The 23,473-nt window shown below is 69.3% G+C and carries 24 protein-coding genes and 3 tRNA genes; 18 read left to right on the top strand and 9 right to left on the bottom strand.

The features are described from left to right. Positions 1–51: 51 nt before the first annotated feature. On the top strand, positions 52–999 hold the full coding sequence (locus tag C1737_RS15115) for a class I SAM-dependent methyltransferase (protein WP_102419964.1): 948 nt from the start codon (positions 52–54) through the stop codon (positions 997–999). Here the strand turns inward: C1737_RS15115 and C1737_RS15110 are convergent. The 4 genes from C1737_RS15110 to recC are packed head-to-tail and all read right to left on the bottom strand — an operon-like array spanning position 996 to position 10,076. Continuing rightward, the gene (locus C1737_RS15110) at positions 996–1,709 is read right to left on the bottom strand and encodes a TVP38/TMEM64 family protein (protein ID WP_068098559.1); all 714 of its coding nucleotides are present in this window, start codon (positions 1,707–1,709) and stop codon (positions 996–998) included. The two genes, C1737_RS15115 and C1737_RS15110, sit on opposite strands and share 4 nt — an antisense overlap. A gap of 38 nt (positions 1,710–1,747) precedes the next feature. Further along, the gene (gene recD, locus C1737_RS15105) at positions 1,748–3,508 is read right to left on the bottom strand and encodes an exodeoxyribonuclease V subunit alpha (RefSeq protein ID WP_199182846.1); all 1,761 of its coding nucleotides are present in this window, start codon (positions 3,506–3,508) and stop codon (positions 1,748–1,750) included. Further along, the gene (locus C1737_RS15100) at positions 3,505–6,786 is read right to left on the bottom strand and encodes a UvrD-helicase domain-containing protein (RefSeq protein ID WP_102418771.1); all 3,282 of its coding nucleotides are present in this window, start codon (positions 6,784–6,786) and stop codon (positions 3,505–3,507) included. The genes recD and C1737_RS15100 overlap by 4 nt, the downstream gene beginning before the upstream one ends. Further along, positions 6,786–10,076: an exodeoxyribonuclease V subunit gamma gene (gene recC, locus C1737_RS15095; protein WP_102418770.1), complete on the bottom strand. Its 3,291-nt coding sequence runs from the start codon at positions 10,074–10,076 to the stop codon at positions 6,786–6,788. The genes C1737_RS15100 and recC overlap by 1 nt, the downstream gene beginning before the upstream one ends. An 84-nt stretch (positions 10,077–10,160) precedes the next feature. Here recC and C1737_RS15090 point away from each other — a divergent pair, with 84 nt between their 5' ends. Continuing rightward, the gene (locus tag C1737_RS15090; protein WP_067919536.1) at positions 10,161–10,994 is read left to right on the top strand and encodes a lysophospholipid acyltransferase family protein; all 834 of its coding nucleotides are present in this window, start codon (positions 10,161–10,163) and stop codon (positions 10,992–10,994) included. Then, on the top strand, positions 10,994–11,437 hold the full coding sequence (locus tag C1737_RS15085; protein WP_067919535.1) for an SRPBCC family protein: 444 nt from the start codon (positions 10,994–10,996) through the stop codon (positions 11,435–11,437). Before C1737_RS15090 ends, C1737_RS15085 begins: the two co-directional genes overlap by 1 nt. A 9-nt stretch (positions 11,438–11,446) precedes the next feature. Here C1737_RS15085 and C1737_RS15080 read toward each other — a convergent pair whose 3' ends face one another. Next, positions 11,447–12,313 carry a cyclopropane mycolic acid synthase family methyltransferase gene (locus C1737_RS15080; protein WP_067919533.1) on the bottom strand — a complete coding sequence of 289 codons (867 nt, stop codon included), beginning with the start codon at positions 12,311–12,313 and terminating at the stop codon, positions 11,447–11,449. 178 nt (positions 12,314–12,491) lie between these two features. On the opposite strand from C1737_RS15080, the gene C1737_RS15075 reads away from it, so the two are divergent. Genes C1737_RS15075 through C1737_RS15065 form a run of 3 tightly spaced genes read left to right on the top strand, consistent with a single transcriptional unit; the run spans position 12,492 to position 14,523 of the window. Next, entirely contained in the window at positions 12,492–13,007 is a 516-nt protein-coding gene (locus C1737_RS15075) for a nitroreductase family protein (RefSeq protein ID WP_067919531.1), read from the top strand. Positions 13,008–13,055: 48 nt separating this feature from the next. Further along, positions 13,056–13,511: a cyanase gene (gene cynS, locus C1737_RS15070; RefSeq protein ID WP_067919528.1), complete on the top strand. Its 456-nt coding sequence runs from the start codon at positions 13,056–13,058 to the stop codon at positions 13,509–13,511. 1 nt (position 13,512) lies between these two features. Then, positions 13,513–14,523 (top strand): patatin-like phospholipase family protein, encoded by a 1,011-nt coding sequence (locus tag C1737_RS15065; protein ID WP_102418769.1) that lies wholly within the window; start codon positions 13,513–13,515, stop codon positions 14,521–14,523. A 277-nt stretch (positions 14,524–14,800) separates the two neighbouring features. Here the strand turns inward: C1737_RS15065 and C1737_RS15060 are convergent, their stop codons facing one another. From C1737_RS15060 to C1737_RS15050, 3 genes are all read right to left on the bottom strand, one after another. Then, positions 14,801–15,496, bottom strand: a complete 696-nt coding sequence (locus C1737_RS15060; protein ID WP_067919516.1) for a crotonase/enoyl-CoA hydratase family protein — start codon at positions 15,494–15,496, stop codon at positions 14,801–14,803. Continuing rightward, on the bottom strand, positions 15,493–16,350 hold the full coding sequence (locus C1737_RS15055; protein ID WP_067919514.1) for a hypothetical protein: 858 nt from the start codon (positions 16,348–16,350) through the stop codon (positions 15,493–15,495). The genes C1737_RS15060 and C1737_RS15055 overlap by 4 nt, the downstream gene beginning before the upstream one ends. Before the next feature lie 62 nt (positions 16,351–16,412). After that, a complete protein-coding gene (locus C1737_RS15050; protein WP_067919512.1) occupies positions 16,413–17,126 on the bottom strand; it encodes an MBL fold metallo-hydrolase in 714 nt (237 codons plus the stop codon). 111 nt (positions 17,127–17,237) lie between these two features. Between C1737_RS15050 and C1737_RS15045 the strand changes: the two genes are divergently transcribed. From C1737_RS15045 to rplA, 12 genes are all read left to right on the top strand, one after another. Continuing rightward, entirely contained in the window at positions 17,238–17,450 is a 213-nt protein-coding gene (locus C1737_RS15045) for a type II toxin-antitoxin system VapB family antitoxin (protein WP_067919510.1), read from the top strand. A 77-nt stretch (positions 17,451–17,527) separates the two neighbouring features. Further along, positions 17,528–17,600, top strand: a tRNA-Thr gene (locus tag C1737_RS15040). Positions 17,601–17,652: 52 nt separating this feature from the next. After that, positions 17,653–17,726: transfer RNA gene (locus C1737_RS15035), tRNA-Met, on the top strand. A 46-nt stretch (positions 17,727–17,772) separates the two neighbouring features. Next, positions 17,773–17,940 (top strand): 50S ribosomal protein L33, encoded by a 168-nt coding sequence (rpmG, locus tag C1737_RS15030; RefSeq protein ID WP_007167776.1) that lies wholly within the window; start codon positions 17,773–17,775, stop codon positions 17,938–17,940. Positions 17,941–17,974: 34 nt separating this feature from the next. Next, positions 17,975–18,454: a (3R)-hydroxyacyl-ACP dehydratase subunit HadA gene (gene hadA / locus C1737_RS15025; protein WP_067918516.1), complete on the top strand. Its 480-nt coding sequence runs from the start codon at positions 17,975–17,977 to the stop codon at positions 18,452–18,454. Continuing rightward, the gene (hadB, locus tag C1737_RS15020) at positions 18,441–18,869 is read left to right on the top strand and encodes a (3R)-hydroxyacyl-ACP dehydratase subunit HadB (RefSeq protein WP_067918518.1); all 429 of its coding nucleotides are present in this window, start codon (positions 18,441–18,443) and stop codon (positions 18,867–18,869) included. Before hadA ends, hadB begins: the two co-directional genes overlap by 14 nt. 3 nt (positions 18,870–18,872) lie before the next feature. Beyond that, positions 18,873–19,373: a (3R)-hydroxyacyl-ACP dehydratase subunit HadC gene (hadC, locus tag C1737_RS15015; protein ID WP_067918520.1), complete on the top strand. Its 501-nt coding sequence runs from the start codon at positions 18,873–18,875 to the stop codon at positions 19,371–19,373. A 149-nt stretch (positions 19,374–19,522) separates the two neighbouring features. Beyond that, positions 19,523–19,595, top strand: a tRNA-Trp gene (locus C1737_RS15010). Positions 19,596–19,689: 94 nt separating this feature from the next. Continuing rightward, on the top strand, positions 19,690–20,136 hold the full coding sequence (gene secE, locus C1737_RS15005; RefSeq protein ID WP_102418768.1) for a preprotein translocase subunit SecE: 447 nt from the start codon (positions 19,690–19,692) through the stop codon (positions 20,134–20,136). Between the two features lie 26 nt (positions 20,137–20,162). After that, entirely contained in the window at positions 20,163–20,906 is a 744-nt protein-coding gene (gene nusG, locus C1737_RS15000; RefSeq protein WP_102418767.1) for a transcription termination/antitermination protein NusG, read from the top strand. Between the two features lie 42 nt (positions 20,907–20,948). Further along, on the top strand, positions 20,949–21,377 hold the full coding sequence (gene rplK / locus C1737_RS14995; RefSeq protein ID WP_067211717.1) for a 50S ribosomal protein L11: 429 nt from the start codon (positions 20,949–20,951) through the stop codon (positions 21,375–21,377). Between the two features lie 80 nt (positions 21,378–21,457). Then, positions 21,458–22,165 carry a 50S ribosomal protein L1 gene (gene rplA, locus C1737_RS14990; RefSeq protein ID WP_067920380.1) on the top strand — a complete coding sequence of 236 codons (708 nt, stop codon included), beginning with the start codon at positions 21,458–21,460 and terminating at the stop codon, positions 22,163–22,165. Positions 22,166–22,251: 86 nt separating this feature from the next. Here rplA and C1737_RS14985 read toward each other — a convergent pair whose 3' ends face one another. Continuing rightward, a complete protein-coding gene (locus C1737_RS14985; RefSeq protein ID WP_102418766.1) occupies positions 22,252–23,469 on the bottom strand; it encodes an RNA polymerase sigma factor in 1,218 nt (405 codons plus the stop codon). Positions 23,470–23,473: the final 4 nt, after the last annotated feature.

Here is a 23,473-nt window from a genome sequence, read left to right as displayed (position 1 = left end):
CGCGCGTAGGGTCGGTTAGGTAGGCGAGCTAGCGAATCGGAGGGCGTGAGCGTGGGCAGAACCGACAACGACAGCTGGGAGATCACCGAGAGCGTCGGGGCGACCGCACTGGGTGTGGCGTCGGCGCGCGCGGCGGAGACGCGCAGCGAGAATCCCTTGATCCGCGATCCGTTCGCGCAGGTCTTCCTCGATGCCGCCGGCGACGGCGTGTGGAACTGGCACTCGGCGCCGCAGCTGCCGCCCGAACTCGTCGAGGCCGAACCCGAGTTGCCGCTGCAGATGCGGGCGATGGTCGGCTACATGGCCTCGCGGACAGCCTTTTTCGACGATTTCTTCCGCGCCGCGACGGACGCGGGGATCCGCCAGGCGGTGATCTTGGCGGCGGGCCTGGACGCGCGGGCGTGGCGGTTGCCCTGGCCGGACGGCGGATGCGTCTACGAACTGGACCAGCCGCGGGTGCTGGACTTCAAGTTGTCGACGCTGACCGAACACGGGGCCCAGCCGGCATGCCACCGCGTCGCGGTCCCCGTGGACCTGCGCCACGATTGGCCGGCGGCGTTGCGGCAGGCGGGTTTTGACCCATCGGAGCCCAGCGTGTGGTCGGCGGAGGGGCTGATGCCGTATCTGCCGGCCGCCGCCCAGGAGTTGCTCTTCGACCGCGTGCACCAGCTCACCGCGCCCGGCAGCCGGGTCGCCGTGGAGGCGCTGGGGCCGCGGTTCCTCGACCCGGAGCTGCGGGCGAAGCGCCGTGAGCGCATGGACCGGGTCCGCACGCTGATGGCGCGCGTGGCCCCCGACCGGGAGGTGCCCAGGACCGACGAGCTGTGGTACTTCGAGGAGCGCGAGGACGTCGGCGACTGGTTTCGTCGCCACGGCTGGGATGTGACCGTGACCCCGTCCCCCGAACTGATGGCCGGCTACGGCCGCGCGGCGCCCAAAGAGGTCGAGGACTTGGTGCCGGGAAACCTGTTCGTGGCCGCGCAGCGACCGGCGAACTAGCCGTCCTCCGCGTCCGAAGCCGCGCGACGGCCGTGCCCGCGCCACTTCCGGTAGCCCTGCCGCGCGGCGACGGCGCCGACGACGGCGGTCATGCACCACACCGCGATCGCCGAATAGGCCAGCCAGGATGACCGATTCGCGATCGACGCCCCCAGCGCGGTGTAGGCGAACGCTCGCGGCACCGAACCGATGAAGGAGCCAACGGCCATCTGCCACAACGGGACTCCGAACGCACCGAACGCGTAGGAGGCCAGCGCGTCCGATAGGCCGGGGACGAACCGCTGGCCGACAACGGCCCAGAGTCCGCGGCGTTCGATCAACGCGTCGATGCGGTCCGCGCGCGCCGGTCCCAACAGCGCCCGCGCGCTGTTCCGCCCGGCCCGACGGCCCACGAGGCTGGCCACGATCGCCGTGCCGACCGTCGCGCCCAGCGTCACGACGATGCCCAGCACCGGGCCGAACAACAACCCGCTGCCCGCGGCCAGTATCGAGCCCGGCACGAACACCGCGCCCAGCGCGGCCGACAACACGACGTAGGTCACGGGCGCCGCGGAACCGGTCGCCGAGACGGTGCGCCGCACGTCCTCGACGTTGACGATGTGCGCCACGGCCACCAGGAAGAACATGGCGAGCAGGAAAGCGGCGAACACCGCGAGCCGCAGGATGTGCGGCCGGCGGGATGCCGGTGGTGCTTCGTCGACGTCAGTCATCTCGACCACGATTCTTCCGCACCGGCATGGCCGCGGCGTCAGCCGAGGCCCACACCGGATTTGAGGCGCTCTCGCAGGCCGCTCGCGCGCACCGCGCGCCGACCGATGGCGGCGCGTACCGCGCTCTCCGAACCGGCCACGCGCACCTTGGTTTTGGCGCGCGTCACCGCGGTATAGAACAGCTCACGCGTCAGCAGGTGAGAGTCTTCCGGCGGGAGCAGCACGGTGACCTCATCGGCTTGGCTGCCTTGGCTCTTGTGGATGGTCATCGCATACATCGTCTCGACGTCGGAAAGCCGGCTGGTCGCGAACTCCAGCCGCCCCGCGGCACCGGAGATCACCGCCCGCAGGCCCGCCTGGCGGGCGACGACCACGCCGGTGTCGCCGTTGTACACCCGCAGCCCGTAGTCGTTGGCGGTCACCAGCAGCGGCCGGCCCGCGTACCACTGGGACCACACCGGCAGGCCGCTGTCCTCGGTGAGCCATCGATGGACCTGGCGGTTCCAGTGCTCCACCCCGGACCGTCCGTGCCGGTGCGCGCACAGCAGCCGGTGCCCGTCGAGCGCCTGCAACGCCGCGGCGTCGGCACCCAACACGGCGGCCTGCCGGACGCGGAGCGCGTGCGGCACCAGGATCGCCCGCAGACGATCCGTCGGATCCTCGTCTTCCACCCAGTCGATGTGATCGCTGCCGGCCCGCAATACCGCGATCGCCCGGTCGGCGTCACCGTCGCGGATCGCGTCGGCCAGCGCACCGATCGACTCACCGAACCGGTGCGACGAAAGCAGGGCGGCGACGCGGCTGTCGGCGCGGGCGGACAGGCCGTCGACGAGGTCCGCCAGCACCGCTCCGGCCTCCACCGAGGCCAGTTGGTCGGGGTCGCCGACCAGGATCAGCCGCGCGTCGGCGCGCACCGCCTCGAGCAGCCTCGCCATCATCGTCAGCGACACCATCGACGTCTCGTCGACGACGATCACGTCGTGGGGCAACCGGTTGGCCCGGTGGTGACGAAACCGTACCGACGTGTCGGGCCGGCTACCGAGCAGGCGGTGCAATGTCACCGCCTCCAGCCCGCCTAGGCGCTCGCGGTCGGCGGGCTCGAGCCTGGCGACCTCTGCCGCCACCGCTTCGGTCAGCCGCGCGGCCGCCTTGCCGGTGGGCGCGGCCATCGCGATCCGCAGCCCCGCCCCGCCCGACCGGTCCGCGTGTTCGGTCAACAGCGCGAGAAGGCGGGCGACGGTCGTCGTCTTCCCGGTCCCCGGACCACCGGTGAGCACCGTAACCGCTTGGGACAGCACGATCTGGGCCGCCGCGCGCTGTTCCTCGTAGCCGGCCGGAAAGAGGCGGTCGAGGGCGCGCGCTTCGACGGAAGCCATGGGCGCCGACAGCGCCAGCAGGTCGATGCAGACCTGTGTCTCTTCGCGCCAATACCGGTCGAGGTAGAGCAGGCGATCCTGGTAGAGCCGAAGCACCGGGGGGTCGGCGATCAGGCGGCTCGAACGCACCGACGCCAGCCACGCCCCCGGCTCCGGCCACGGCAATTCCGGCGCGTCGGCGTCGGCGGCGACGCTCGCCAGGTCGACGCACACCGCCCCGCCCCGCAGCGCACGAACCACCAGCGCGAGCGCCAACGCCACCGATTCGTCCGGCTCGTCGGCGAGCGTGGTGATCCGTTGCGCCGCATGCACATCCGCGGCGTCCAGCACGCCGGCCCGGTTGAATTCGCCGAGCAGGCCGGCGGCGGCGAGCGCGAATCGGTGGTCATATCGATCCTGGGGGATTTCCTCGACGGTGCTCATGCGGCGCGTGGCCCCTCGTCGAGCAGATCGGACAGCGCGACCGCCAGCTCGGCCGGAGGCGACCAGCCGAACACGCCGCAGGGCCGGCCGTCCGGCGCTGGTGTGGCGGCGCCGCACATGCCGCGCACGAACAGGTACAGCACCCCGCCCAGGTGCCGCCCTGGATCGTAACCGGGCTGGCGCCATCGCAGGAAACGATGGAGCACAACCAGATACAGCAGCGCCTGCAGCGGATAGTCCGAGTGCAACATCGCCTCGGTCAGCGCGGGGAAACTGTAGTCGGCCGCGGTGCCACCCAGCAGGTTGGTCTTGTAATCCACTACGAGGTAGCGCTGCCCGGGCAGGCGCAGCACCGCGTCGATCGAACCGGACAGGTAACCCCGCAGCGGCTGGCGGCCCAGCCCGTCCGACCTCAGCCGGTCGGCGTAACCGGCCAGGGGATCGTCGGGGGAGAGGTGCCGGCCCAGCAGTCCGCCGACGTCGGAGAGCCGGATGTCGGGCACCTCACCGCGGAGGTCCCCGCCGGCCAGCGGGATCTCGAACGCCAACTCGCGCAGCCGATCCGGGAGGGCGACCTGCCGCAAGGTGACGCCGGGAGCCAACGGCCCCAGCGCCGTGTCGTGCAGCGGCACCAGCGCCGAGGCCAACACGGCGGGATCGACGTCGACGGGCCACCATGCCGAATGCGTTCGGATCCGCGCCTCCAGCTCGGCCGTCAGGTCGCCGGCGAGCGGGTCGGCGCTCTCCAGCACCGCGTGCACCAACGACCCGAACGTCGCACCCGCCGGCAGATCGGCCATCGGGGACGGCACGTCCGCGCCGGCGGCCGGCGGGACCGCCGCCGGGGTCACCTCCACCTCGTCGTCGCGGGCGCCGGCCTCCGGTTCACTGGCAAGCGCGGGCTCATCGACGTCGCGGATCAACGCCGAGTACGACGTGCGCCGCCAGCCGGTGTCGATGACGCGATGAAAGTGCCGCACTGCCAAGGTGTTCGGCGGCGCCGCTCCGGCAAGCGCGGGCACCCCGGCGACGGCGGCCTCCTCGATCACCGGGCCGCCCGCGGCCTGCCACGCGTCGAAGCGGGCCCGAGCTTCCTCGTCGGTGATCGTCTTCGGATCGCACCGGTCCGGTACGTCGGCCTCGCCGAGGCGCCGGCCTCGCATCAGCCGTGACAGACCGCCGTTGGGTTCGTCCCAGGACGGCGCCCACCACGCCACCACCTGGGACTGCGCCCGGGTCAACGCGACATAGGTCAGCCGGATGTCGTTGCGCGCCGCCTCGGCCCGGCTGAACCGCTCGGTCTCGGCGAGGTCCGGGCTCTCGGGGCCGCCGATGTGCAGGCAGCGGACACCGGCGTCGTCGTGAAACATCGGGATGTCGTCGATGAAGACGTGCCGGTTGAACGCGAACGGCAGGTAGACGATCGGGAACTGCAGGCCCTTGGCCCCCCACACCGTCATGACCTGTACCGCGGCGGAGTCGCTGTCGAGGCGACGATTGCGTTCGGGTGCACCGTCTCGCTCGCCGCATTGCCGGCGCAGCCAATCGCGCAGCGCGGGCAGGGCCAACCGCTCCCGGTGCGAAACGTCGTGCAGCAGTTGGGCGATGTGAGCGAGGTCGGTCATGGTGCGCTCGCCGCCCTGTTCCGCGAGCACGCGCCGGCCCATCCCGGCCAACTGCGCCGCCTCGAACACCGCCGCCGGTCCGCGCTCGCGCAGCTGGGCCGACCAGTCCCGCAGCGTGGCGGCCACCTCGTCGGTGAGCATGTCGCCCCCGGCGGCCAACGCGCCGGCCGCCTTGCCGAAGAACACCGTCGCCGCGGCGGCCCGCACCATCCCGCTGCGGTGGGTCTGATCGAACGCGTTGAGCAGGCACAGCCAGTCCTCGGCGGCCAGGGACAGGAACACATCGGCGTCGCCGGTGTAGACGGCGGGAATCCCGGCCTGGATCAGGGCGCTCTGGCACGCCCGGGCATCCTCACCGGTCTCGACTATCACCGCCACATGACCGGGCTCGACCGGGGCACCGTCGAACGTGGCGCCGCCCGCTCGCAGGGCGCCGACGTCGGCGGCCAGGTCGGCGGTGATGTAGCGGCGAAGCTCGGACATGGGAATGGTTTTCGCCTGATCGACACCGAACAGGGAGCGGTTGACCAGGCGCAGTCGAAACGGCGCATTGCGCGGCGCGCCGGCCAGCCGGTGCCCGGCGAGGCGGGTCTCGACCTTGCCCACGACGATGCCCGGATCACCCAGCGCCGCGCCGCGCAGCACGGTCTGCAGACGTTCGACCAGCGCGGTGTCGCTGCGCCAGTTGACGTCCAGCGTGCACCGCTCGCCGGCGGTGCGGGCGGCCTCGAGGTAGGTGTAGATGTCGCCGCCGCGGAAGCCGTAGATGGCCTGCTTGGGATCGCCGATCAGCACCACGGTGGAGTGGCCGCCGAACGCGCGCCCGATGACCTCCCATTGGATGGGGTCGGTGTCCTGGAACTCGTCGACCATGACGATCGGCCACCGGGCCCGCATCCGGTTGGCGGCGTCGGAATCCTGCGCGCGCAGCGCGGTGGCGAGCCTGCGCAGCAGGTCGTCGTAGCCCAGGATGCCGAGCCGGTGCTTGCGCAGCTCCAGCTCGGCGAGCACATCGTTGGCGAACCGAAGCCGCACCTCCGCAACCGAACCCGCGTCCGGCCGTTGCGGCCGCAGCTCGGCGCACGGGTCGCGGACCACCGCGCGGGCCAGGGCCAGCGCGTCGGCGTGGCTGAGCGCCGCGTCGTCGCGCTCGGATGCGAACCGCGCGAGGTAGAGGTCGTCGACGATCTGGGTCAGGAGATCCTCGAGGCTCTCGACCAGCGTCACGCCGGCGTCGGTGTCGCCGGCGACGCCAAGGGATTTCAGCACCATGCTGCAGAACTCGTGGGTGGTGGCGATGGTGGCGGCGTCGAATCCCGCCAGCGCGTCCCTGAGCCTGCCGCAGCGCTGGTCGCGGTCGGCGGCGGTGCCCCGCATCAGGTGGGCCACCAACTCGTTGAGGGCATCGGACGCCGGATTGCACAGCGCGGCAACGGTTTGCGAGATTTGTGCGCGGACGCGCTCGCGCAGTTCGCGGCTGGCGGCGCGACTGAACGTGATCAGCAGCATCTCGTCGAGGGTGGCCACGCCGTCGGCGAGGTAGCGGGTGACCAGCCCGGCCAGCGCGAACGTCTTTCCGGTGCCGGCGCTGGCCTCGAGGACGGTCGTGCACCCGGGCCCGGGCAGGGGGCCGAGCAGGTCGAACCGTTCCATCAACGCACCTCCGAGCGCAGCAGCGGCAACCACAACCGCACCGCCAACGCGCCCAGACGGGAATCCTCCCCGTCGACCTCCTCGCCGAGATGCGGCGCGCCGAGCAAGACGCTGAGCGGCGCCCGTTTGCCCCAGACCTTTTCGTGCGCGGGCTCGGCGTTCTCGCCGTGAAAGTTGTTCTGTGACTGCCACCGCCAGCCGGCCGCCCGCGCCGGGTCCCTGCCGCCGTGGCGGGCGTCGGCCCAGGCGAACGACGTCCGCACCGGCAGCGGCAGCGGCTCTCGGCGGCCCGCGTCGTAGAGGTGCACCAGGTCGCGGAGCGTCGCACGGGGATCCGCCGGCGGTCCCAGCAGCCGCTGTTCGATGCGGTGATCGGTTCGGGCGCGGCCGATGCACAGGGCCGACCAGCCGCGGCCCGGCATGGCGGTGCTCAAGGCCAGCAGTGGAATCCACGACTCCATCAGGTGTTTGCCACCCAGCCTGGAGTACGTGACCGACACCGTGCGCTCGCCGAAGACGGGTGTCACGGTGCCGGTGAGCCGGCGACCGCCGCCGAGGTCCACGTCGACGTCGTACGCGTCGGCGTCAACCTGACGGTGCCGTAACGCCGTGCGCGCCAGGTCGGCGGCCTGGTCGCGGATCTCGACGGCTTTGCGCATCCCGAGGCGGCCGGGCGGCAGGGTGCCCCGCCGCCACTCGGCGTTGGCGGCGGTGTCCGGATGCATGCCGCGCAGCATGTCGCGCAGCATGCGATCGCCGACGCTCCACTGGGCCAAATCGTCGATCTGGACCGGCATCTCGTCGTCGAGGTCCTCGACTTCCCAGGGCAGCGCGTAGTCCAGCGCACGGAAGAAACCCTTCACCGGGTCCCGGAAGAAGGTGAGCAGATCGGCCAGGGCGACGTCGTCGCGCGGGGGCGCGGGAAGCGGCTCGGCGAAGAACGGGCGGCCGGCATGCCGGTCGCCGGCGGCGGCCTCGGCGGCCACCAGTGCGGTGGGGTCGAAGGTGAACGGCTGGTCCGGGACCAGCTCGCCGGGGGTCACGTTGCGAATGTCGAAGGGCTGCAACGGATGGTGCACCACCACGCGGTCGCGCACGCGTTGGGTTGTCGTCTGGTCCAGCGCGTCGAGCAGTTCGGACAGCGGCACGGCCGGCGGGCGCGGGTGGCCGGTGTGCTCGTCGTTGCCGGTGTACGTGATCACCAGCGTTTCGGTGGCCGCGCACACGGCGTCCAGCAGCAACTGCCGGTCCTCCGAACGGATGTCGCGTTCACCGGTCATCGGCGTCCGGGCCAGCGCGTCGTCGCCGTCGGGCCGGTCGAACCGGGGGAAGACGCCGTCGTCGAGGCCGACCAGGCACACCACCCGATGGGGAACGGACCGCATGGGCACCATGGTGCAGACGGTCAACGTGCCGGTGCGGAAGTTCGCGCGGGTCGGCCGCCCGGCCAGGCGACCGGCCAGCAGCGCGCGCACGTCGGGCAGGCGCATCATGGTCGACTCGCGGGAGCCGGCCTGTTCCAAGACCTTTGCGAACTCGTGGCGCAGCTGCCCGTGCTGCCACGCGTCGCCGGCAGCCACCCGGGTGAGTGCGGCGACTCCGCCGGTGAGCGCGTCGATCCACTCGGTCAGCGGCCGGGTTCCGGTCAGCGAATCGACCACACCCTGCAGCCGGGCGACGTATTCGGCCAATCTTCCGGCCAATTCGACCTTGTTGCTGCCCACGTCGTCGAGCGGTAGCGCGGTGCTCAGCCAGGCCTGCGAGTCGTCGGACATCGCGACGCCGGTGAGGATGCGGTCGAGCCCGAAACGCCAGGTGTTGTGCAGGATGTGGTCCAGTCCGTAGGGCGCCCGCTGTTCCTTGTCGAAGCCCCACCGGATGCCCGATTCCCGCACCCACGCCGTCATCGAGTCGAGGTTGTCGTCGGTGAAACCGAAGCGAGCGCGCACCGGCGGGGCCTGCGCCAGGTTGAGCACCTCGGTGGCGGTGGTGCGGCCACCGGCGATGCCCAGCAGTTGCCCGGCCACCGCGAGGAGCGGATTGGTCTGGGTGGGGGACCGGTCGGCCAGGCGCATCCGCAGCCGGTGCGCGGGGTGGCCTTCTCCGGGCAGGTCCCCCAGCCCGAAGCCGGCGACGATCAACGGGGCGTAGGTCTCGATATCGGGGCACATCACGACGATGTCGCGGGGCTCCAGCGTCGGGTCGTCCTCGAGCAACCCGAGCAGCACCTCGCGCAGCACGCCGACCTGCCGTGCCGCGCCGTGGCAGCTGTGCACCTGCACCGAGCGGTCGTCTGGCGACGGGGCGCGGCCCGTCCGCCGGACCGCATTGGCGGCGATGTCGGACTGCAGCCAGCCCAGCAGGGTATCGGATCGTGTTGCGCCGCAGATGAACTCATCGGTTGCTCGGCGGATCGGCAGCGCGCGTTGCAGCTCGCGCAGGTCGCGGCCGAGGGTCTGAAGCAGCGGGTGCTGCGCCGCGCGCCTGCTGTCGTCGTCGCGTCGCCGCACCACGCCATGGACACCGCTCAACCCCTGCCACAGCTGGTCGCTGGGGTGCGGCAGCCACAGGTGCAGGTCGTGGTGGGCCGACACCGCCTCGAGGAGTTCCACATCGGTCCGCGACAACCGGGTGTGGCCGAACAGCGACAACCGCGTGGGCAGGTCGGTCGGGCCTTCCCGCAGCCGGGCGATCGTGTCCCGATGGCGGACGTGCGGCGGATCGGCCGGGATGATCGCCGCCACCGCCCGCCACAGTTGCGGCTGCCAGGCCAGGTCGGTGTCGAGGTCGCCCGGGTCGCCGTCCAGCCAGGCGGCCAGCAATTGCGGACGCTGGCTCGCGTACGAGGCGAACAACCCGGCCAGCCTGCGCGCCACCGAATACCGCCTGGCGCGGCGCAGTTCCGCCTCGGGCCCGGTGTCGAAGTGGCCCAAATGCGTTGCCAGCGTTGCGCACCACGGCTCGTCCAGGGAGCAGTCGATCACCTCCAGCAGCGGCCAGGTGATGGCGTCCGGCGACCAGGGATCGGCGTCGGCGGCGCCGATGATCTCGGCGATCAGCGATCCGGGACTGCGGAACGCCACCCCCGCGCACACCCCGTCGCCGCCCGGGCCGCCCCGGGACCGGCCGAGCACGTGCGACAGCCGTTGGCTGAGCCAGCGCTCCACGCCGCGCGCGGGAACCAGCACCAGCTCCCCGGCGAACGGATCGGCTTGCGGATTGGCCAGCAGGGCCCCGAGGGCGTCGGCAAGGACATCGGTGCGTTCGGCACGGTGGAGATGAAGCGCCATTGCGGTGCAACGATAGACCCCCGCACCGACATCGGGCGACGAAAGTCCCTCCACCGGCGGGCTCCGCTGTGCCAGGCTGACACCATGGCGACAGTCGCGGATGCCATCGGGTGGGCCAGTAGGCAGATCGCCGACCGGGTGCCCAAGGCGGACCTGGATCAGCGCGACCCCGACTTCATCCGGGACCAGCTGCCCGCCACCTGGCTGGTGGCCTCGCTCTATTTCCGGGCCGACGTCCGCGGCCTCGACCGCATCCCACCGCACGGGCCGGTGCTGCTGGTCGGCAACCACAGCGGCGGCAACGTCCCGCCCGACACGTTCGTCTTCACCCTGGCGTTCTGCTCGTACTTCGGTGTGGAGCGCCCGTTCTATCAGCTCGCGCACAACCTGGTCACCCTCTATCCGCCGCTGCGCTGGCTGCGCAAGTTCGGCACGGTCGCGGCCAGCCCCGAAAACGCCCGCCTCGCTTTGGAATCCGGCGCCGCGGTACTGGTGTACCCGGGCGGCGACTACGAGGTCTTCCGCCCGTCATGGCAGCGGCACGTCGTCGACTTCGGTGGCCGCAAGGGCTTCGTGCGGCTCGCGCGCGAGACGGGCGTACCGATCGTTCCGGTGGCCAGCGTCGGCGGCCAGGAGACCGCGTTGTTCCTGGGTCGCGCGCAGTGGCTGGCCAAACTGTTGCTGCTCGACAAGGTGATCCGGCTCAAGAGCGTGCCCATCTCGCTGGCCCTGCCCTGGGGGCTCGACGTCAGCGACCTGTTGGGGCACATTCCGCTGCCCGCCAAGATCGTCATCGAGGTGCAGGAGCCGATCACGGTGGGCGACGACGACCAGGCGGTGTACGACGAGGTGATCGCCAGCCTGCAGGCCGGCGTGGATCGGCTTGCCGCGCAGCGCCGATTCCCGGTGATCGGCTGATGCGCGTCGAACGCCGGATCGTCGTCGACGCGGACCGCGACACCGTGTGGAAGGTGCTCAGCGACCCGGATCGCTACCCGTCGTTCCTCCCGCACCTGGAGCGCTGGGAGACGCTGACCGAGGGCCCGGCCCGGGTGGGCGCCCGCTACACCGTGCTGTGGAAGATCGGCTCGATCCCGGTGGGTGGCGTCGCCGAAGTCGTGGAGTTCGATGCGGCGCGGGACCTGGCGTGGATCAACATCACCGGCGTGACGCAGCGTGGCCGGTTCCGCCTGCGCGACGCCGGCCCCGGCCGGACCCGCGTGACGTTTCGGCTCGCCTACAGCTCGGAGGGCGGCCTGCTGGGCCTGATCGCGGACCGGGTGGCGGCCTTCTGGGTCGGCCGCTCGCTCGACGAGAGCCTGAAGAACCTTCGCCGCCTTGTCGAGCCGACCGGCCGGTGAGAGCCGCGCCTATTTGGCCAGCGTGAACTGGTTGATGTCGATGTAGCCGTCCCGGAACGCCTGGGCGCAACCGGTCAGATACCTCATGTATCGCTGGTAGACCTCTTCGGACTGGATCGCGACGGCCTCGCTGTGGTGCGCCTCGAGCGCGGCGGCCCACAGGTCGAGCGTGCGGGCGTAGTGCAGCTGTAGCGACTGCCTGCGGGCCAGGTTGAAACCCATCTTCGACGCGTGGAACTCCACCATCTCGATCGGCGGCAACTGGCCGCCCGGGAAGATTTCGCGGGCGATGAAGTCGTTGAAGCTGGTCTGCTCCTCGGTCATCGGCAGGCCGCGTGCGACGATCTGTTCCGGGGTCAGCATGGTGATGGTGTGCAGCAGCATCACCCCGTCGTCGGGCAGGATGCGGAAAGCCTTCTGGAAGAAGTCGTCGTAGCGGTCGTAGCCGAAGTGCTCGAAGGCGCCGATGGAGACGATCCGGTCCACGGGCTCGTCGAATTCTTCCCAGCCGTGCAGCAGCACCCGCCTGCTGTGCGGGGTGGTCATCGCGTCGAACATCTTCTGCACGTGCGCGCACTGGTGCTTGGACAGTGTCAAACCGATGACGTCTACGTCGTACTTCTCGAGCGCGCGGCGCATGGTTCCGCCCCAGCCGCAGCCGACGTCCAACAGCGTCATCCCGGGCCGCAGGCCCAGCTTTCCGAGCGCCAGGTCCATCTTGCGGAGCTGCGCCTCTTCGAGCGGGATGTCGCGCATGCGGTCGAAGTACGCGCAGCTGTAGGTCATGGTGGGGTCGAGGAACAGCCGGAAGAAGTCGTCGGACAGGTCGTAGTGGGCCTGGACGTCCTCGAAGTGCGGCGTCAGGTTCTCTGTCATGCCGGCTACGCGCCTTCCTCATCCGGGGCCATTCAGCTGGATCACGAGTGGGCGGCACAGCTGGTTCACCGTGGCTTCCCGTAATGGCCGGAATCAAACTTCTGCGCGCGTATGCGGGGAATTCGGACGACGTTACCCCCGTTTACCTGGGGTCGGCTGGAGAATGAGGAGGTCATCCATGGAGGCTTGGGACGCGATCCGGGCCAGGCGCAATGTCCGGCAGTACAAGCCGGACCCGGTTTCCGAAGACGACCTGAACCGCATCGCCGAGGCCGGGTGGCGCGCGCCCTCGGCGAAGAACCGGCAGCCGTGGGATTTCGTGATCGTCACCGACCGGGCGCAGCTGCAGGAGCTGTCGACCGTCTGGCAGGGCGCCGGGCACATCGCCGCCGCGGCCGCGGCGATCGCGATCGTCGTGCCCGTGCCGCCGGACGAGCGCAGGCTGGTCACCGACAACTACGACGTCGGGCAGGCCACGATGGCGATGATGATCGCCGCCACCGACCTCGGAATCGGGACCGGGCATTCATCGGTGGGGGACCAGCAGAAGGCGCGCGCCATCCTCGGCGTCCCCGAGGACCGGCTGGTGGCGTTCCTGCTGGGGGTCGGTTATCCCGCCGACCGTCCGCTCACCCCGATCCGCACGCCGAATCGGCGCCCCTTCGCCGAGGTCGTCCACCACGGCCGGTGGTGAGGCAGGCGGCCGTAAGCCGGCGTGAGGGCCGCCGGGCATGCTTGGGCGATGAACAGACACGAGATCACCGAGCAGATCGTCCTGGCTCGACTGCGGCTTGGCCTGACGTGGCAGGAGCTGGCCGACGCCATCGACAGGCCGGTGCTGTGGACCACCGCCGCGCTGCTCGGCCAGCATCCCATTCCCGCTGAGTCGGCACGGATCCTCGTCGAGAGGCTGGGTCTGAGCGAATCGGTGGTGCCCGTGCTCGCGGCGCCGCCCATGCGCGGCGGGCTGCCCACCGCCGTGCCGACCGATCCCACCATCTATCGCTTCTACGAGGCCCTGCAGGTCTACGGCGGCGCCATCAAGGAGCTGATCCACGAACAGTTCGGCGACGGCATCATGAGCGCGATCAACTTCAGTGTCGACCTACAGAAGAAGCCGCACCCCTCGGGCGATCGGGTCGTGGTGACCCTGGACGGCAAATTCCTTCCCTACCAATGGGTTTCGGCGGACGATTGAGATGGCGGCCGAGAAGAAGCCGGTAGACCTGGTCCTCTCTGGCGGGGGCGTGAAGTTCATCGGCCTGGTCGGCGCAGTCGCCGGGCTCATGGATGCCGGCTACTCGGCCTATCGGGTGTCGGGGGTCTCGGCGGGTTCGGTGGTCGCGGTGATCTCGGCGGCCGCGTCCAAGGGCGATCAACTGACCAGTGGTGAGCTCAGGGAGCTCGCGCTGTCGGTGCCGTTGCGCAAATGGCGCGGCGCGGGGCCTCTGCCCGTCGTCGGCTCCGCATGGGGGCTGGTGCGCGACACGGCCATGTACCGCGGCGACTTCGCCCACGACTGGATCCGTAGCGAGCTGAAAAACCTGGGCGTGGTCACGTTCGGCGATCTGGCCATCGACGACGACGACCTCCCACCGGAACGGCGCTATCAGGTCGCGGTCACCGTCGCCGACGTCACCGCGGCGCAGCTGGTGCGACTGCCCTGGGACTATCGGCGCCTCTACGGGCTCGATCCCGACGAGCAGCCCGTCGCCGACGCGGTCCGTGCCTCGATGGCGATTCCGTTCTTCTACCCGCCGGTCGCGCTGACCAACACCATGGGGCTCAGCTCCTGCCTGGTCGACGGAGGCGTCCTGTCGAATTTCCCGATCGACTCGCTGGACCGCACCGACGGCAAACCGCCGCGCTGGCCCACGTTCGGCGTCACGGTGATGCCCAAGCTCGCCGAGGGCATAGACCAGGTGTTCCCCGCCCTGCGCCCGTTGCGTTTCCTCAAACAATCCGCCCTGCTGCAAAGCCTTTTCACCACCATGATGGTCGGCCACGACCAGGCACAGCTGAGTCTGCCGTGGGTCAAGTGCCGCACCATCGGGGTCGCCTCCACCGACGTGAGCGTGCTCGACTTCGGCATTTCCCGGGGCCGCCTCGAACAGCTCTGCGACAGGGGGTATGCGGCGACGCAGGATTTCTTGTCCACGTGGGACTGGCCGGCGTATCTGGACCGGTTCCGCCGCATCGTCAGGCAGTGAAGTGACGGCATGTCCCGCACGTGCCACACTGGCCGCGAGGAGGCGAGAGAACGCGGTGGCGGCGGGCAGCGGCCACCGCGTTCGCCGTTCAGTTCATCAATACCTGCGGTGACAACTCTTTGAGCATCGCGTTGGCCCAGCGCATCTGGCGCAACGTCTCGGGATGGCAGCGCGACGCCAGGCTCAGCAATTCGGCATCCTTGGCGGCCTGCGCGCGCCGGCCGGCGTACCCGGGCGTCGGTGTCGAAAACGTGCTGACCAGCGCGGGTCGGGCGGGCTACAGCCCGAACTCGGCCTCGATGCCGTCGATCCCGGCCCGGATGGCCTTCAGGGCATCCGCCCGCGCGCGCAATTTGGTTGCGGCGTGGGCGTGTTGGTGCAGGCCGGCGAATTCGCGCGCGGCCTCCTCGGCGCGGCTGACCACCATCTCCGGCAGCACGATCTCGTCGACGAAGCCCGCGGCCAGCGCCGTCTCGCCGAAGAACGTCTTGGCCAGCCCGGCGGCCTGCTGGTAGGCCGACTGCGTCAGGCGCAGTTTCATGATCTCCAGGGCCGCGTAGGGGATGACCATGCCGATCGCCACCTCGTTGGCCTGAATGTTGTAGGCGTGCGCGGCCACCCGGTGGTCGCCGGACGACAGCAGGAACGCCCCCATGGCGATGGCGTGGCCGGTGCAGGCCATCACGACCGGCTTGGGGTGGGACAACAGCCGGTACGCCAGCTCGAAGCCGCCCCGCAGCATGTCGATCGCCGGCTGCGCCTCGCCGGAGGTGAGGACCTTCAGGTCGAACCCGCCGCTGAACACCCGCTCGTTGCCGGTGATCACCAACGCCCCGGCGTTGTCGGCGTCGGCCCGGTCGATCGCCTCGCCCAGGGCCTGCTGCATTGTCGGGCCCAGGGCGTTGACCTTGCCGTCGTCCATCCTGATGACGGCGACGGAATCCTTGAGGGTGTAGTGGACCGGGCCGCTCATGGGTTGCTGGCTCCTTGCCGCCCCGCGGGCGCACTGTGGTGTTTGCCCAGCTCGTCCTCGGTCTCACCCCAGCGCAGGCTGACGTCGGTGGGCTCGTCGAGCTGGCGGGTGCGCCACCTGTCCTGCGTCTCCCGCACGGCGGCGTTGATCCGTTCGATCTCGCTGCGGAACACCTCGGGGCGGGTTTCCTTACTCGCGTAGTGGAAGTAGGTCAGCAGCCCGCGCAGCAGCTCCAGCTTCTGCTTCTCCCGCTTCGCCAGGTCATGGGTGGTCATCAACTCGATGCGCTGCACCGGCGGCAACGAGTCCCAGTCCAGCACCACCTGGGTTTCCAGCGGCACGCGTTCGCGTTCCCAGAACCGGCGCCCGTGCGCGTGCTCCGGCCGGTCGTAGTAGCGGATGGTGCCGGTGAAGCGGGACTCGATGCCGCTGCCGATCTCGGCGCGGTCGAGCGCCGAGTCCCACACCATGCGCCATTCCTGGCCGGGAGCCAGCACCGGCAACTCGCGGGGCAGGCGCAGTTCGGCGACGTCGGCGTAGCCGTCGGTGGCGTTCTCGTATTCGGCCACCGTCGGCGGATTCATGAACGAGAACGTGATGTCGTACGCCGCGGTCTGGCCGAAGTTCCTGACCACCAGTTCGATCACGTGCCAGTCCGCGGGATGCGGTTCCATGAACATCGCGACCTGCGGCCGCGTCTGTTCGGCGGCCAGCCGGCGATTGCGGGTGATCTGGCGGTTGGTGAAGATCAGGGTCACGACGGCGAGCGCGATCGCCGCCCACGCCGCCCACGCGATCCAGGTGCTGGACCCAGCGTGCGTGATTCCGTTCCAGCTGTCCTGGATCCACCCCATGGAATCCACCCTCCGCTTATATCACAGGCCGGTTGCCGATTCGTCGTGGTCGAGCGAACGCCTCAGCCGCCCATCAGCATGCGCCACTGGCCGAGGTCGGCGGCCCGATACACGTAGTTGGAGCGTTTGACCTCCGACAGCGACGCGCTGGGCTCCGCCGAATACCAGTGCCCGGGAAAAACGATCGGGTCACCGGGCAGGGTCGCGAGTTGCCGCAGGCTGCGGTACATCTCGTCGGAGTCGCCGCCGGGGAAGTCGGTCCGGCCGCAGCCCTCCAGGAACAACGTGTCACCGGCCACCAGTCGGCCGTCGAGTAGGAAGCATTGGCTGCCCGGCGTGTGGCCGGGAGTGTGCAGCAACTCGATCTCGATGCCGCCGATGCTGACCTTGTCGTGGTTCTCATGTGAGGTCAGATCGCCGAGGCCGATGCCGGTGACCCGCGAAACCCATTGCGCCTCATGAGTGTTGACGTGTACCGGTACGGCCGCCCGCTCCAGCAGCTCGGCCAGGCCCTGCAGCGAGAAGCCCATCATCGATCCGCCCACGTGGTCGGGATGGTGGTGGGTGACCAGCACCCCGGACAGGTGCATGCCGTCGGCCTCGAGCGTGTCGAGCAGATCGCCCGCCGCGTACGCGGGGTCGACCACCACGCAGTCGCCCGTCTCGCGGTCACCGATCAGGTAGGCGAAGTTGCGCATCTGGGTCGCGAACATGTCGCCGGCGGCGAAGTCGCGACCGGAGAGCAGTTGACGAAAGTACAGCCGGTCGTTTGACACGTGACCAGCCTAGGACCTGCCCGTCCGGGGCCCGCAGCGCCGCCGTGGACTTCGCCGCACAACCTCCCGCGAGCAACGATTGGCGGTGTGCCCAGTGGGTATTGTTGGCGCATGATCAGGAAGGTCGAGATCGAGATCGACGTCGATCTGATTGACGAGGCGGTACGCCGCTTCCATCTGGCCGACGCCCGCGAGGCCGTCAATCTCGCGTTGCGCACCCTGCTCACCGAAGCCGAAGCCGATGCCGCAGCGGCCGAGGAGTACGACGAGTTCAGCGACCTCCGCGCGTGGCAGCCGCGGCGAGGCGGCGACAGCGCCCCCTGAGAGCCCGTGGTTTGGTCCGGCTGCGAGCCAGGTTGTACCCTCTTTTAGGCCCACGGCACTGCCGATTCGGGTGAACGGCCCCCTTAGCTCAGTCGGTAGAGCGTTTCCATGGTAAGGAAAAGGTCAACGGTTCGATTCCGTTAGGGGGCTCGGCGGACGCCGAGCAGGCGTGGCGGCCCCGACCCGGATTGGGGCGGGCAGAGGCGATGTAGCTCAGTCGGTTAGAGCGAACGACTCATAATCGTTAGGTCGCCGGTTCGAGTCCGGCCATCGCTACAACACAACACAATGCACACCTTGAGAGATTTGAGAGAGAACCGTCATGGCTTCCAGTACCGACGTGCGGCCGAAGATCACCTTGGCATGCGAGGTGTGCAAGCACCGCAACTACATCACCAAGAAGAACCGCCGCAACGACCCGGACCGCATGGAGCTGAAGAAGTTCTGCCCGAACTGCGGCAAGCACCAGGCGCACCGAGAGACGCGCTAGCCGCGTCACGAGAGCGACTAGGTAGATTTCAGCCGTGCCGTTATCCGAAAGCATCGTCGGGATGCACTACCGCTACCCCGACCATTACGTCGTGGAGCGGGAGAAGATCCGCGAGCACGCCGTCGCCGTGCAGAACGACGACGCCGCGTTCCTCGAGGAGAAGGCCGCGGCCGAGCTGGGCTACGGCGGCCTGCTCGCGCCGCTGACGTTCATCTGCGTTTTCGGGTACAAGGCGCAGACGGCCTTCTTCGAACACGCGAATGTCGCCGTCAAGGACGCGCAGATCGTTCAGGTCGACCAGGTGCTGAAGTTCTATGCCCCGATCGTGGCCGGCGACAAGCTGTACTGCGACGTCTACGTGGATTCGGTGCGGGTGTCGCACGGCACCCAGATCATCGTGACCAAGAACGTCGTCACCAACGAAGCCGGTGACGTCGTGCAGGAGACCTACACGACCTTGGCGGGCCGTGCCGGTGATGATGGAGAAGAGGGATTTTCTGATGCCACTGCGTGAGTTCAGCTCGGTGAAGGTGGGCGACCAGCTCCCCGAGCGGACCTACCCGCTGACCCGTCAGGATCTGGTGAACTACGCGGGCGTCTCGGGCGACCTGAACCCGATCCACTGGGACGACGAGATGGCCAAGGTCGTCGGGCTGGACACCGCGATCGCGCACGGCATGCTGACCATGGGCATCGGCGGCGGGTATGTCACCGCGTGGATCGGTGACCCCGGCGCGGTCACCGAGTACAACGTGCGGTTCACCGCGGTGGTGCCGGTGCCCAACGACGGCAAGGGCGCCGAGCTCGTCTTCAACGGGCGGGTGAAGTCGGTCGACCCGGAGACCAAGTCGATCACCATCGCGTTGACGGCCACCACCGGCGGCAAGAAGATCTTCGGCAGGGCGATCGCGTCCGCAACCCTCGCCTAGGCCATGGCGCTCAAAACAGACATCAGGGGAATGATCTGGCGCTACCCGGACTACTTCGTCGTGGGGCGCGAGCAACTCCGCCAGTTCGCTTTGGCCGTCAAGGACCGCCACCCGGCCCACTACGACGAGGACGCGGCCGCCGAACTCGGCCACGAGGCGATCCTCGCCCCGCTGACGTTCGCGACCATCTTCGCCAAGCTGGTGCAGCTGGATTTCTTCCGGCACGTGGACATCGGCATGGAAACGCTGGTGATCGTCCAGGTCGACCAGCGGTTCGTGTTCGCCAAGCCGATCAAGGCCGGCGACAAGCTGTGGGCCCGGATGGACATCCTGTCGGTCGACGAACGGTTCGGCGCCGACATCGTCGTCACCAAGAACATCTGCACCAACGACGACGGTGAGCTGGTTCTGGAGGCGTACACCACGCTGATGAGCCAGTACGCCGACCAGTCGGAGAACCTGCGATGGGACCCGGAGTCCGGCCAGGTCGTCAGGACGGCGTAATCGGATTTCCTGGGTTTGAGGGGAATCGAGTACACTCGGACGTCGGGGTTTTCCCAGCATCAGCGCGCTTTCCGTGAGTCGAAAGAACGGGGAGCGCGCGTGTCATGTGAGCCCCGGTAGGTAAGCGCAGGTTGGCCTGCCAACCGCGAAGGGGCGTAGCTCAACTGGCAGAGCAGCGGTCTCCAAAACCGCAGGTTGCAGGTTCAAGTCCTGTCGCCCCTGCTGAACACGAAGCCGTGCCATGGTGGACACTGGAAGAATGGCCCACCACGACTGGGGCGGCCCGCGGGACACTAGCAAAACTAAGGAGCATGCGGTGAGCGACGAAGGCGATGCTGCCAACGACGCCACGAGCGACGTCGCTGACAGGGAGGACGACCGCGCGAGTGGCGGCCGGACCGCTGTGGTGACGCGGCCGCAGCGCCCCACCGGCAAACGATCCCGCCAGCGAGCGGCCGAGACCGGCGAGGACGCCGACGTGGAGTCGGCGGACGAGGTCGATCCCGCCAAGGAGGACAAGGGCGCCAAGGCCAAGAAGGCCAAAAAGCCGAAGAAGCCCGGGGACCGGTCGGCCAACCCGTTCGTCTTCGTCTACAACTACCTCAAGCAGGTGGTTGCGGAGATGCGGAAGGTTATCTGGCCCAACCGCAAGCAGATGCTCACCTACACATCGGTGGTGCTGGCGTTCCTGGCCTTCATGGTGGCGCTGGTCGGCCTCGCGGATTTCGGCCTCACCAAGCTGGTGCTGCTGGTGTTCGGCTGAGCGAGAGATAGAGAGGACTGAAAACCGTGACTACCTTCGACGGTGACACGTCCGCGGGTGAAGCGGTCGACGTAGAAGAGCGCGCCGAGGCTGCTGAAGCCCCGGAAACCTCAGCGGCCGAGGCTCCCGAGGAGTCGGCCGAGGAGATCGACCCGGCGGCCGCGCTCAAGGCGGAGCTTCGCAGCAAGCCCGGCGACTGGTACGTCATCCACTCCTACGCAGGCTACGAGAACAAGGTCAAAGCCAACCTCGAGACCCGCGTGCAGAACCTGGACGTCGGCGACTACATCTTCCAGGTCGAGGTGCCCACCGAAGAGGTCACCGAGATCAAGAACGGCCAGCGCAAGCAGGTCAATCGCAAGGTGCTGCCCGGCTACATCCTGGTGCGCATGGATCTGACCGACGACTCGTGGGCCGCGGTGCGCAACACGCCGGGCGTCACCGGGTTCGTCGGCGCGACGTCGCGACCGTCGGCGCTGACGCTCGACGACGTGGTCAAGTTCCTGCTTCCGCGGGGGGCCGCGAAGAAGGCCGCCAAGGGCGCGGCCAGCACCGCGGCCGCCGCCGAGGTGGGTGGCCTGGAGCGGCCGGCCGTCGAGGTGGACTACGAGGTCGGCGAATCGGTGACCGTCATGGACGGACCGTTCGCCACGTTGCCGGCGACCATCAGCGAGGTCAACGGTGAACAGCAGAAGCTCAAGGTGCTGGTGTCGATCTTCGGCCGCGAGACGCCGGTGGAGTTGACGTTCAGCCAAGTTTCGAAGATTTAGCTCGGGCGTCCCGCCCAGTTCAGGAAGGAACACCAACATCTCATGGCCCCGAAGAAGAAAGTCGCTGGGCTGATCAAGCTGCAGATCGTGGCGGGGCAGGCCAACCCTGCGCCGCCGGTCGGACCCGCGCTCGGCCAGCACGGCGTCAACATCATGGAGTTCTGCAAGGCCTACAACGCGGCCACGGAAAGCCAGCGCGGCCAGGTCATCCCGGTGGAGATCACCGTCTACGAGGACCGCAGCTTCACCTTCGCCCTCAAGACGCCGCCCGCCGCCAAGCTGCTACTCAAGGCCGCCGGCGTGGGCAAGGGTTCGGCCGAGCCGCACAAGACCAAGGTCGCCAAGGTGACCTGGGACCAGGTTCGTGAAATCGCCGAGACCAAGAAGACCGATCTCAACGCCAACGACATCGACGCGGCGGCCAAGATCATCGCCGGCACCGCCCGGTCGATGGGGATCACCGTCGAATAGCCGAGCACAGTTCGACCCCGTGGGAGGGCCAGCTTCGGCCCGCTGCTTAACCACGACCCAACACCAGATTGGATGAATCAATGAGCAAGAACAGCAAGGCATATCGCGCCGCCGCCGAGAAGGTGGACCGCAACAGTCTCTACAGCCCGCTGGAGGCGGCCAAGCTCGCCAAGGAGACCGCGTCGGCCAAGCAGGACGCGACGGTCGAGGTGGCGATCCGGCTCGGTGTCGACCCGCGCAAGGCGGACCAGATGGTCCGCGGCACGGTCAACCTGCCGCACGGCACCGGCAAGACCGCCCGCGTCGCGGTGTTCGCCGTCGGCGACAAGGCCGAGCAGGCGCAGGCCGCCGGCGCGGACATCGTCGGCAGCGACGACCTGATCGAGAAGATCCAGGGCGGCTTCCTGGACTTCGACGCCGCGATCGCCACGCCCGATCAGATGGCCAAGGTGGGCCGCATCGCCCGCGTGCTCGGTCCGCGCGGCCTGATGCCCAACCCCAAGACGGGCACCGTCACCCCGGACGTCGCCAAGGCCGTGGCCGACATCAAGGGCGGCAAGATCAACTTCCGCATCGACAAGCAGGCCAACCTGCACTTCGTCATCGGCAAGGCGTCCTTCGACGAGAAGGCCCTCGCGGAGAACTACGGCGCGGCGCTCGACGAGGTGCTGCGGCTCAAGCCGTCCGCCTCGAAGGGTCGCTACCTGAAGAAGATCACCGTGTCGACGACCACGGGCCCGGGCATCCCGGTGGACCCGGCCATCACCCGCAACTTCGCGGAGGCGTAGGCCTCGGCACGCCGAACGTCGACTTGTCGGGCGTTTTCGGCAGTAATCGCCGCAACAAGTCGACGTTCGGCGGCAAAGTAGGGTGGTCACCCGCCGCACTCGGCGATGCGGCGCCGCAGGAACTCCCTACCGGGCTCGGAACCGTTGGCGTCCAGGGCTTCTCGATACCAGGTGAGGGCTTCGGCCGGCCTGCCGGCACGCCGGAGCAGGTCGGCACGCACCGTCGCGACCAGATTCGAACGGCCCAGCCGGGGGTCGTGCGCCACCTCGTCCAAGGCGGCGAGGCCGGCGTCGGGGCCGTCGCGGAAGCCCACCGCCAGCGCGCGGTTGGCCCGCACGACCGGTGAGTCGGTCAGAAGCAGCAGCCGGTCGTAGGCCGCGCAGATGGTGACCCAGTCGGTCTGGTCCCACGACGGCGCCGTCGCGTGCAGCGCGGCGATCACCGCCTGTGGCAGGTAGGGGCCGGTCGAGCCCTCCGCCCGGCGCAGCCGATCCAGCCCCCGGGCGATGCGGCCGCGGTCCCACCGGCGGCGGTCCTGCTCCCCGAGCGGCACCAGCATCCCGGCGTCGTCAACCCGGGTCGCTCGTCGCGAATCGTGCAGCAGCATCAGGGCGGCCAGCGCGTGGGCCTCGGGCTCGTCCGGCATCAGCGCGCACAACTCACCGGCCAGCCGAATCCCTTCGTCGCACAGTTCGTCGCGGATCGCCGACGGGCCGGCGGTGGACCAGTACCCCTCGGTGAACACCGAGTAGACGCAGGCCAGCACGTGCGGGGTGCGTTCGGGCAGCAGCTCGGCGGGCGGCACCCGCAGCGGGATGTTGGCGTGCCGAATCTTGTTCTTGGCGCGCGTGATTCGCTGGCCGATCGCCGTGTCGGTCTGGAGCAGCGCGCGGGCGATCTCGGCGACCGTCAGCCCCGACACCAGTCGCAGGGTGAGCGCCAGTTGCGATTGACGGTCCAGGGCGGGATGCGCGCAGGTGAACATCATCCGCAGCTCGTCGTCGCGAACGGGAGACGGGTCGGTGTGATCGGTGCGCGCCCGGATTTCGTCGATCACGGCCGCCAATTCCTTTCCTGGACGGACGGATTCGCGGCGCAGACGATCACGCACGCGATTGCGTGCGACCGTCACCAGCCAGCCGCCCGGATTGCCCGGGACACCGTCGCGGCCCCAGCTGCGAAGCGCCTCGGCGCAGGCCTCCTGGACGGCGTCCTCGGCGAGGGTGAGGTCGCCGGACCACCGCGCGAGCGCGGCGACGGCGGGCCCCCATTCCCGCCGGAAGACGCCGTCCAGGTCGGCCATCGCG

This window comes from Mycobacterium sp. 4858, from assembly GCF_900240975.1.
In the GTDB taxonomy this organism is placed as follows: domain Bacteria; phylum Actinomycetota; class Actinomycetes; order Mycobacteriales; family Mycobacteriaceae; genus Mycobacterium.
Note: the sequence above shows the minus strand (reverse complement) of the source record. Positions and strands in the feature narration are given on the sequence as shown.

Coding starts and splice junctions, on each gene's coding strand:
- C1737_RS15110 (WP_068098559.1), bottom strand. CDS start 1,709: ATGACTGACGTCGACGAAGCACCACCGGCATCCCGCCGGCCGCACATC.
- recD (WP_199182846.1), bottom strand. CDS start 3,508: ATGAGCACCGTCGAGGAAATCCCCCAGGATCGATATGACCACCGATTC.
- C1737_RS15100 (WP_102418771.1), bottom strand. CDS start 6,786: ATGGAACGGTTCGACCTGCTCGGCCCCCTGCCCGGGCCCGGGTGCACG.
- recC (WP_102418770.1), bottom strand. CDS start 10,076: ATGGCGCTTCATCTCCACCGTGCCGAACGCACCGATGTCCTTGCCGAC.
- C1737_RS15090 (WP_067919536.1), top strand. CDS start 10,161: ATGGCGACAGTCGCGGATGCCATCGGGTGGGCCAGTAGGCAGATCGCC.
- C1737_RS15085 (WP_067919535.1), top strand. CDS start 10,994: ATGCGCGTCGAACGCCGGATCGTCGTCGACGCGGACCGCGACACCGTG.
- C1737_RS15080 (WP_067919533.1), bottom strand. CDS start 12,313: ATGACAGAGAACCTGACGCCGCACTTCGAGGACGTCCAGGCCCACTAC.
- C1737_RS15075 (WP_067919531.1), top strand. CDS start 12,492: ATGGAGGCTTGGGACGCGATCCGGGCCAGGCGCAATGTCCGGCAGTAC.
- cynS (WP_067919528.1), top strand. CDS start 13,056: ATGAACAGACACGAGATCACCGAGCAGATCGTCCTGGCTCGACTGCGG.
- C1737_RS15065 (WP_102418769.1), top strand. CDS start 13,513: ATGGCGGCCGAGAAGAAGCCGGTAGACCTGGTCCTCTCTGGCGGGGGC.
- C1737_RS15060 (WP_067919516.1), bottom strand. CDS start 15,496: ATGAGCGGCCCGGTCCACTACACCCTCAAGGATTCCGTCGCCGTCATC.
- C1737_RS15055 (WP_067919514.1), bottom strand. CDS start 16,350: ATGGGGTGGATCCAGGACAGCTGGAACGGAATCACGCACGCTGGGTCC.
- C1737_RS15045 (WP_067919510.1), top strand. CDS start 17,238: ATGATCAGGAAGGTCGAGATCGAGATCGACGTCGATCTGATTGACGAG.
- rpmG (WP_007167776.1), top strand. CDS start 17,773: ATGGCTTCCAGTACCGACGTGCGGCCGAAGATCACCTTGGCATGCGAG.
- hadB (WP_067918518.1), top strand. CDS start 18,441: ATGCCACTGCGTGAGTTCAGCTCGGTGAAGGTGGGCGACCAGCTCCCC.
- hadC (WP_067918520.1), top strand. CDS start 18,873: ATGGCGCTCAAAACAGACATCAGGGGAATGATCTGGCGCTACCCGGAC.
- rplK (WP_067211717.1), top strand. CDS start 20,949: ATGGCCCCGAAGAAGAAAGTCGCTGGGCTGATCAAGCTGCAGATCGTG.
- rplA (WP_067920380.1), top strand. CDS start 21,458: ATGAGCAAGAACAGCAAGGCATATCGCGCCGCCGCCGAGAAGGTGGAC.
- C1737_RS14985 (WP_102418766.1), bottom strand. CDS start 23,469: ATGGCCGACCTGGACGGCGTCTTCCGGCGGGAATGGGGGCCCGCCGTC.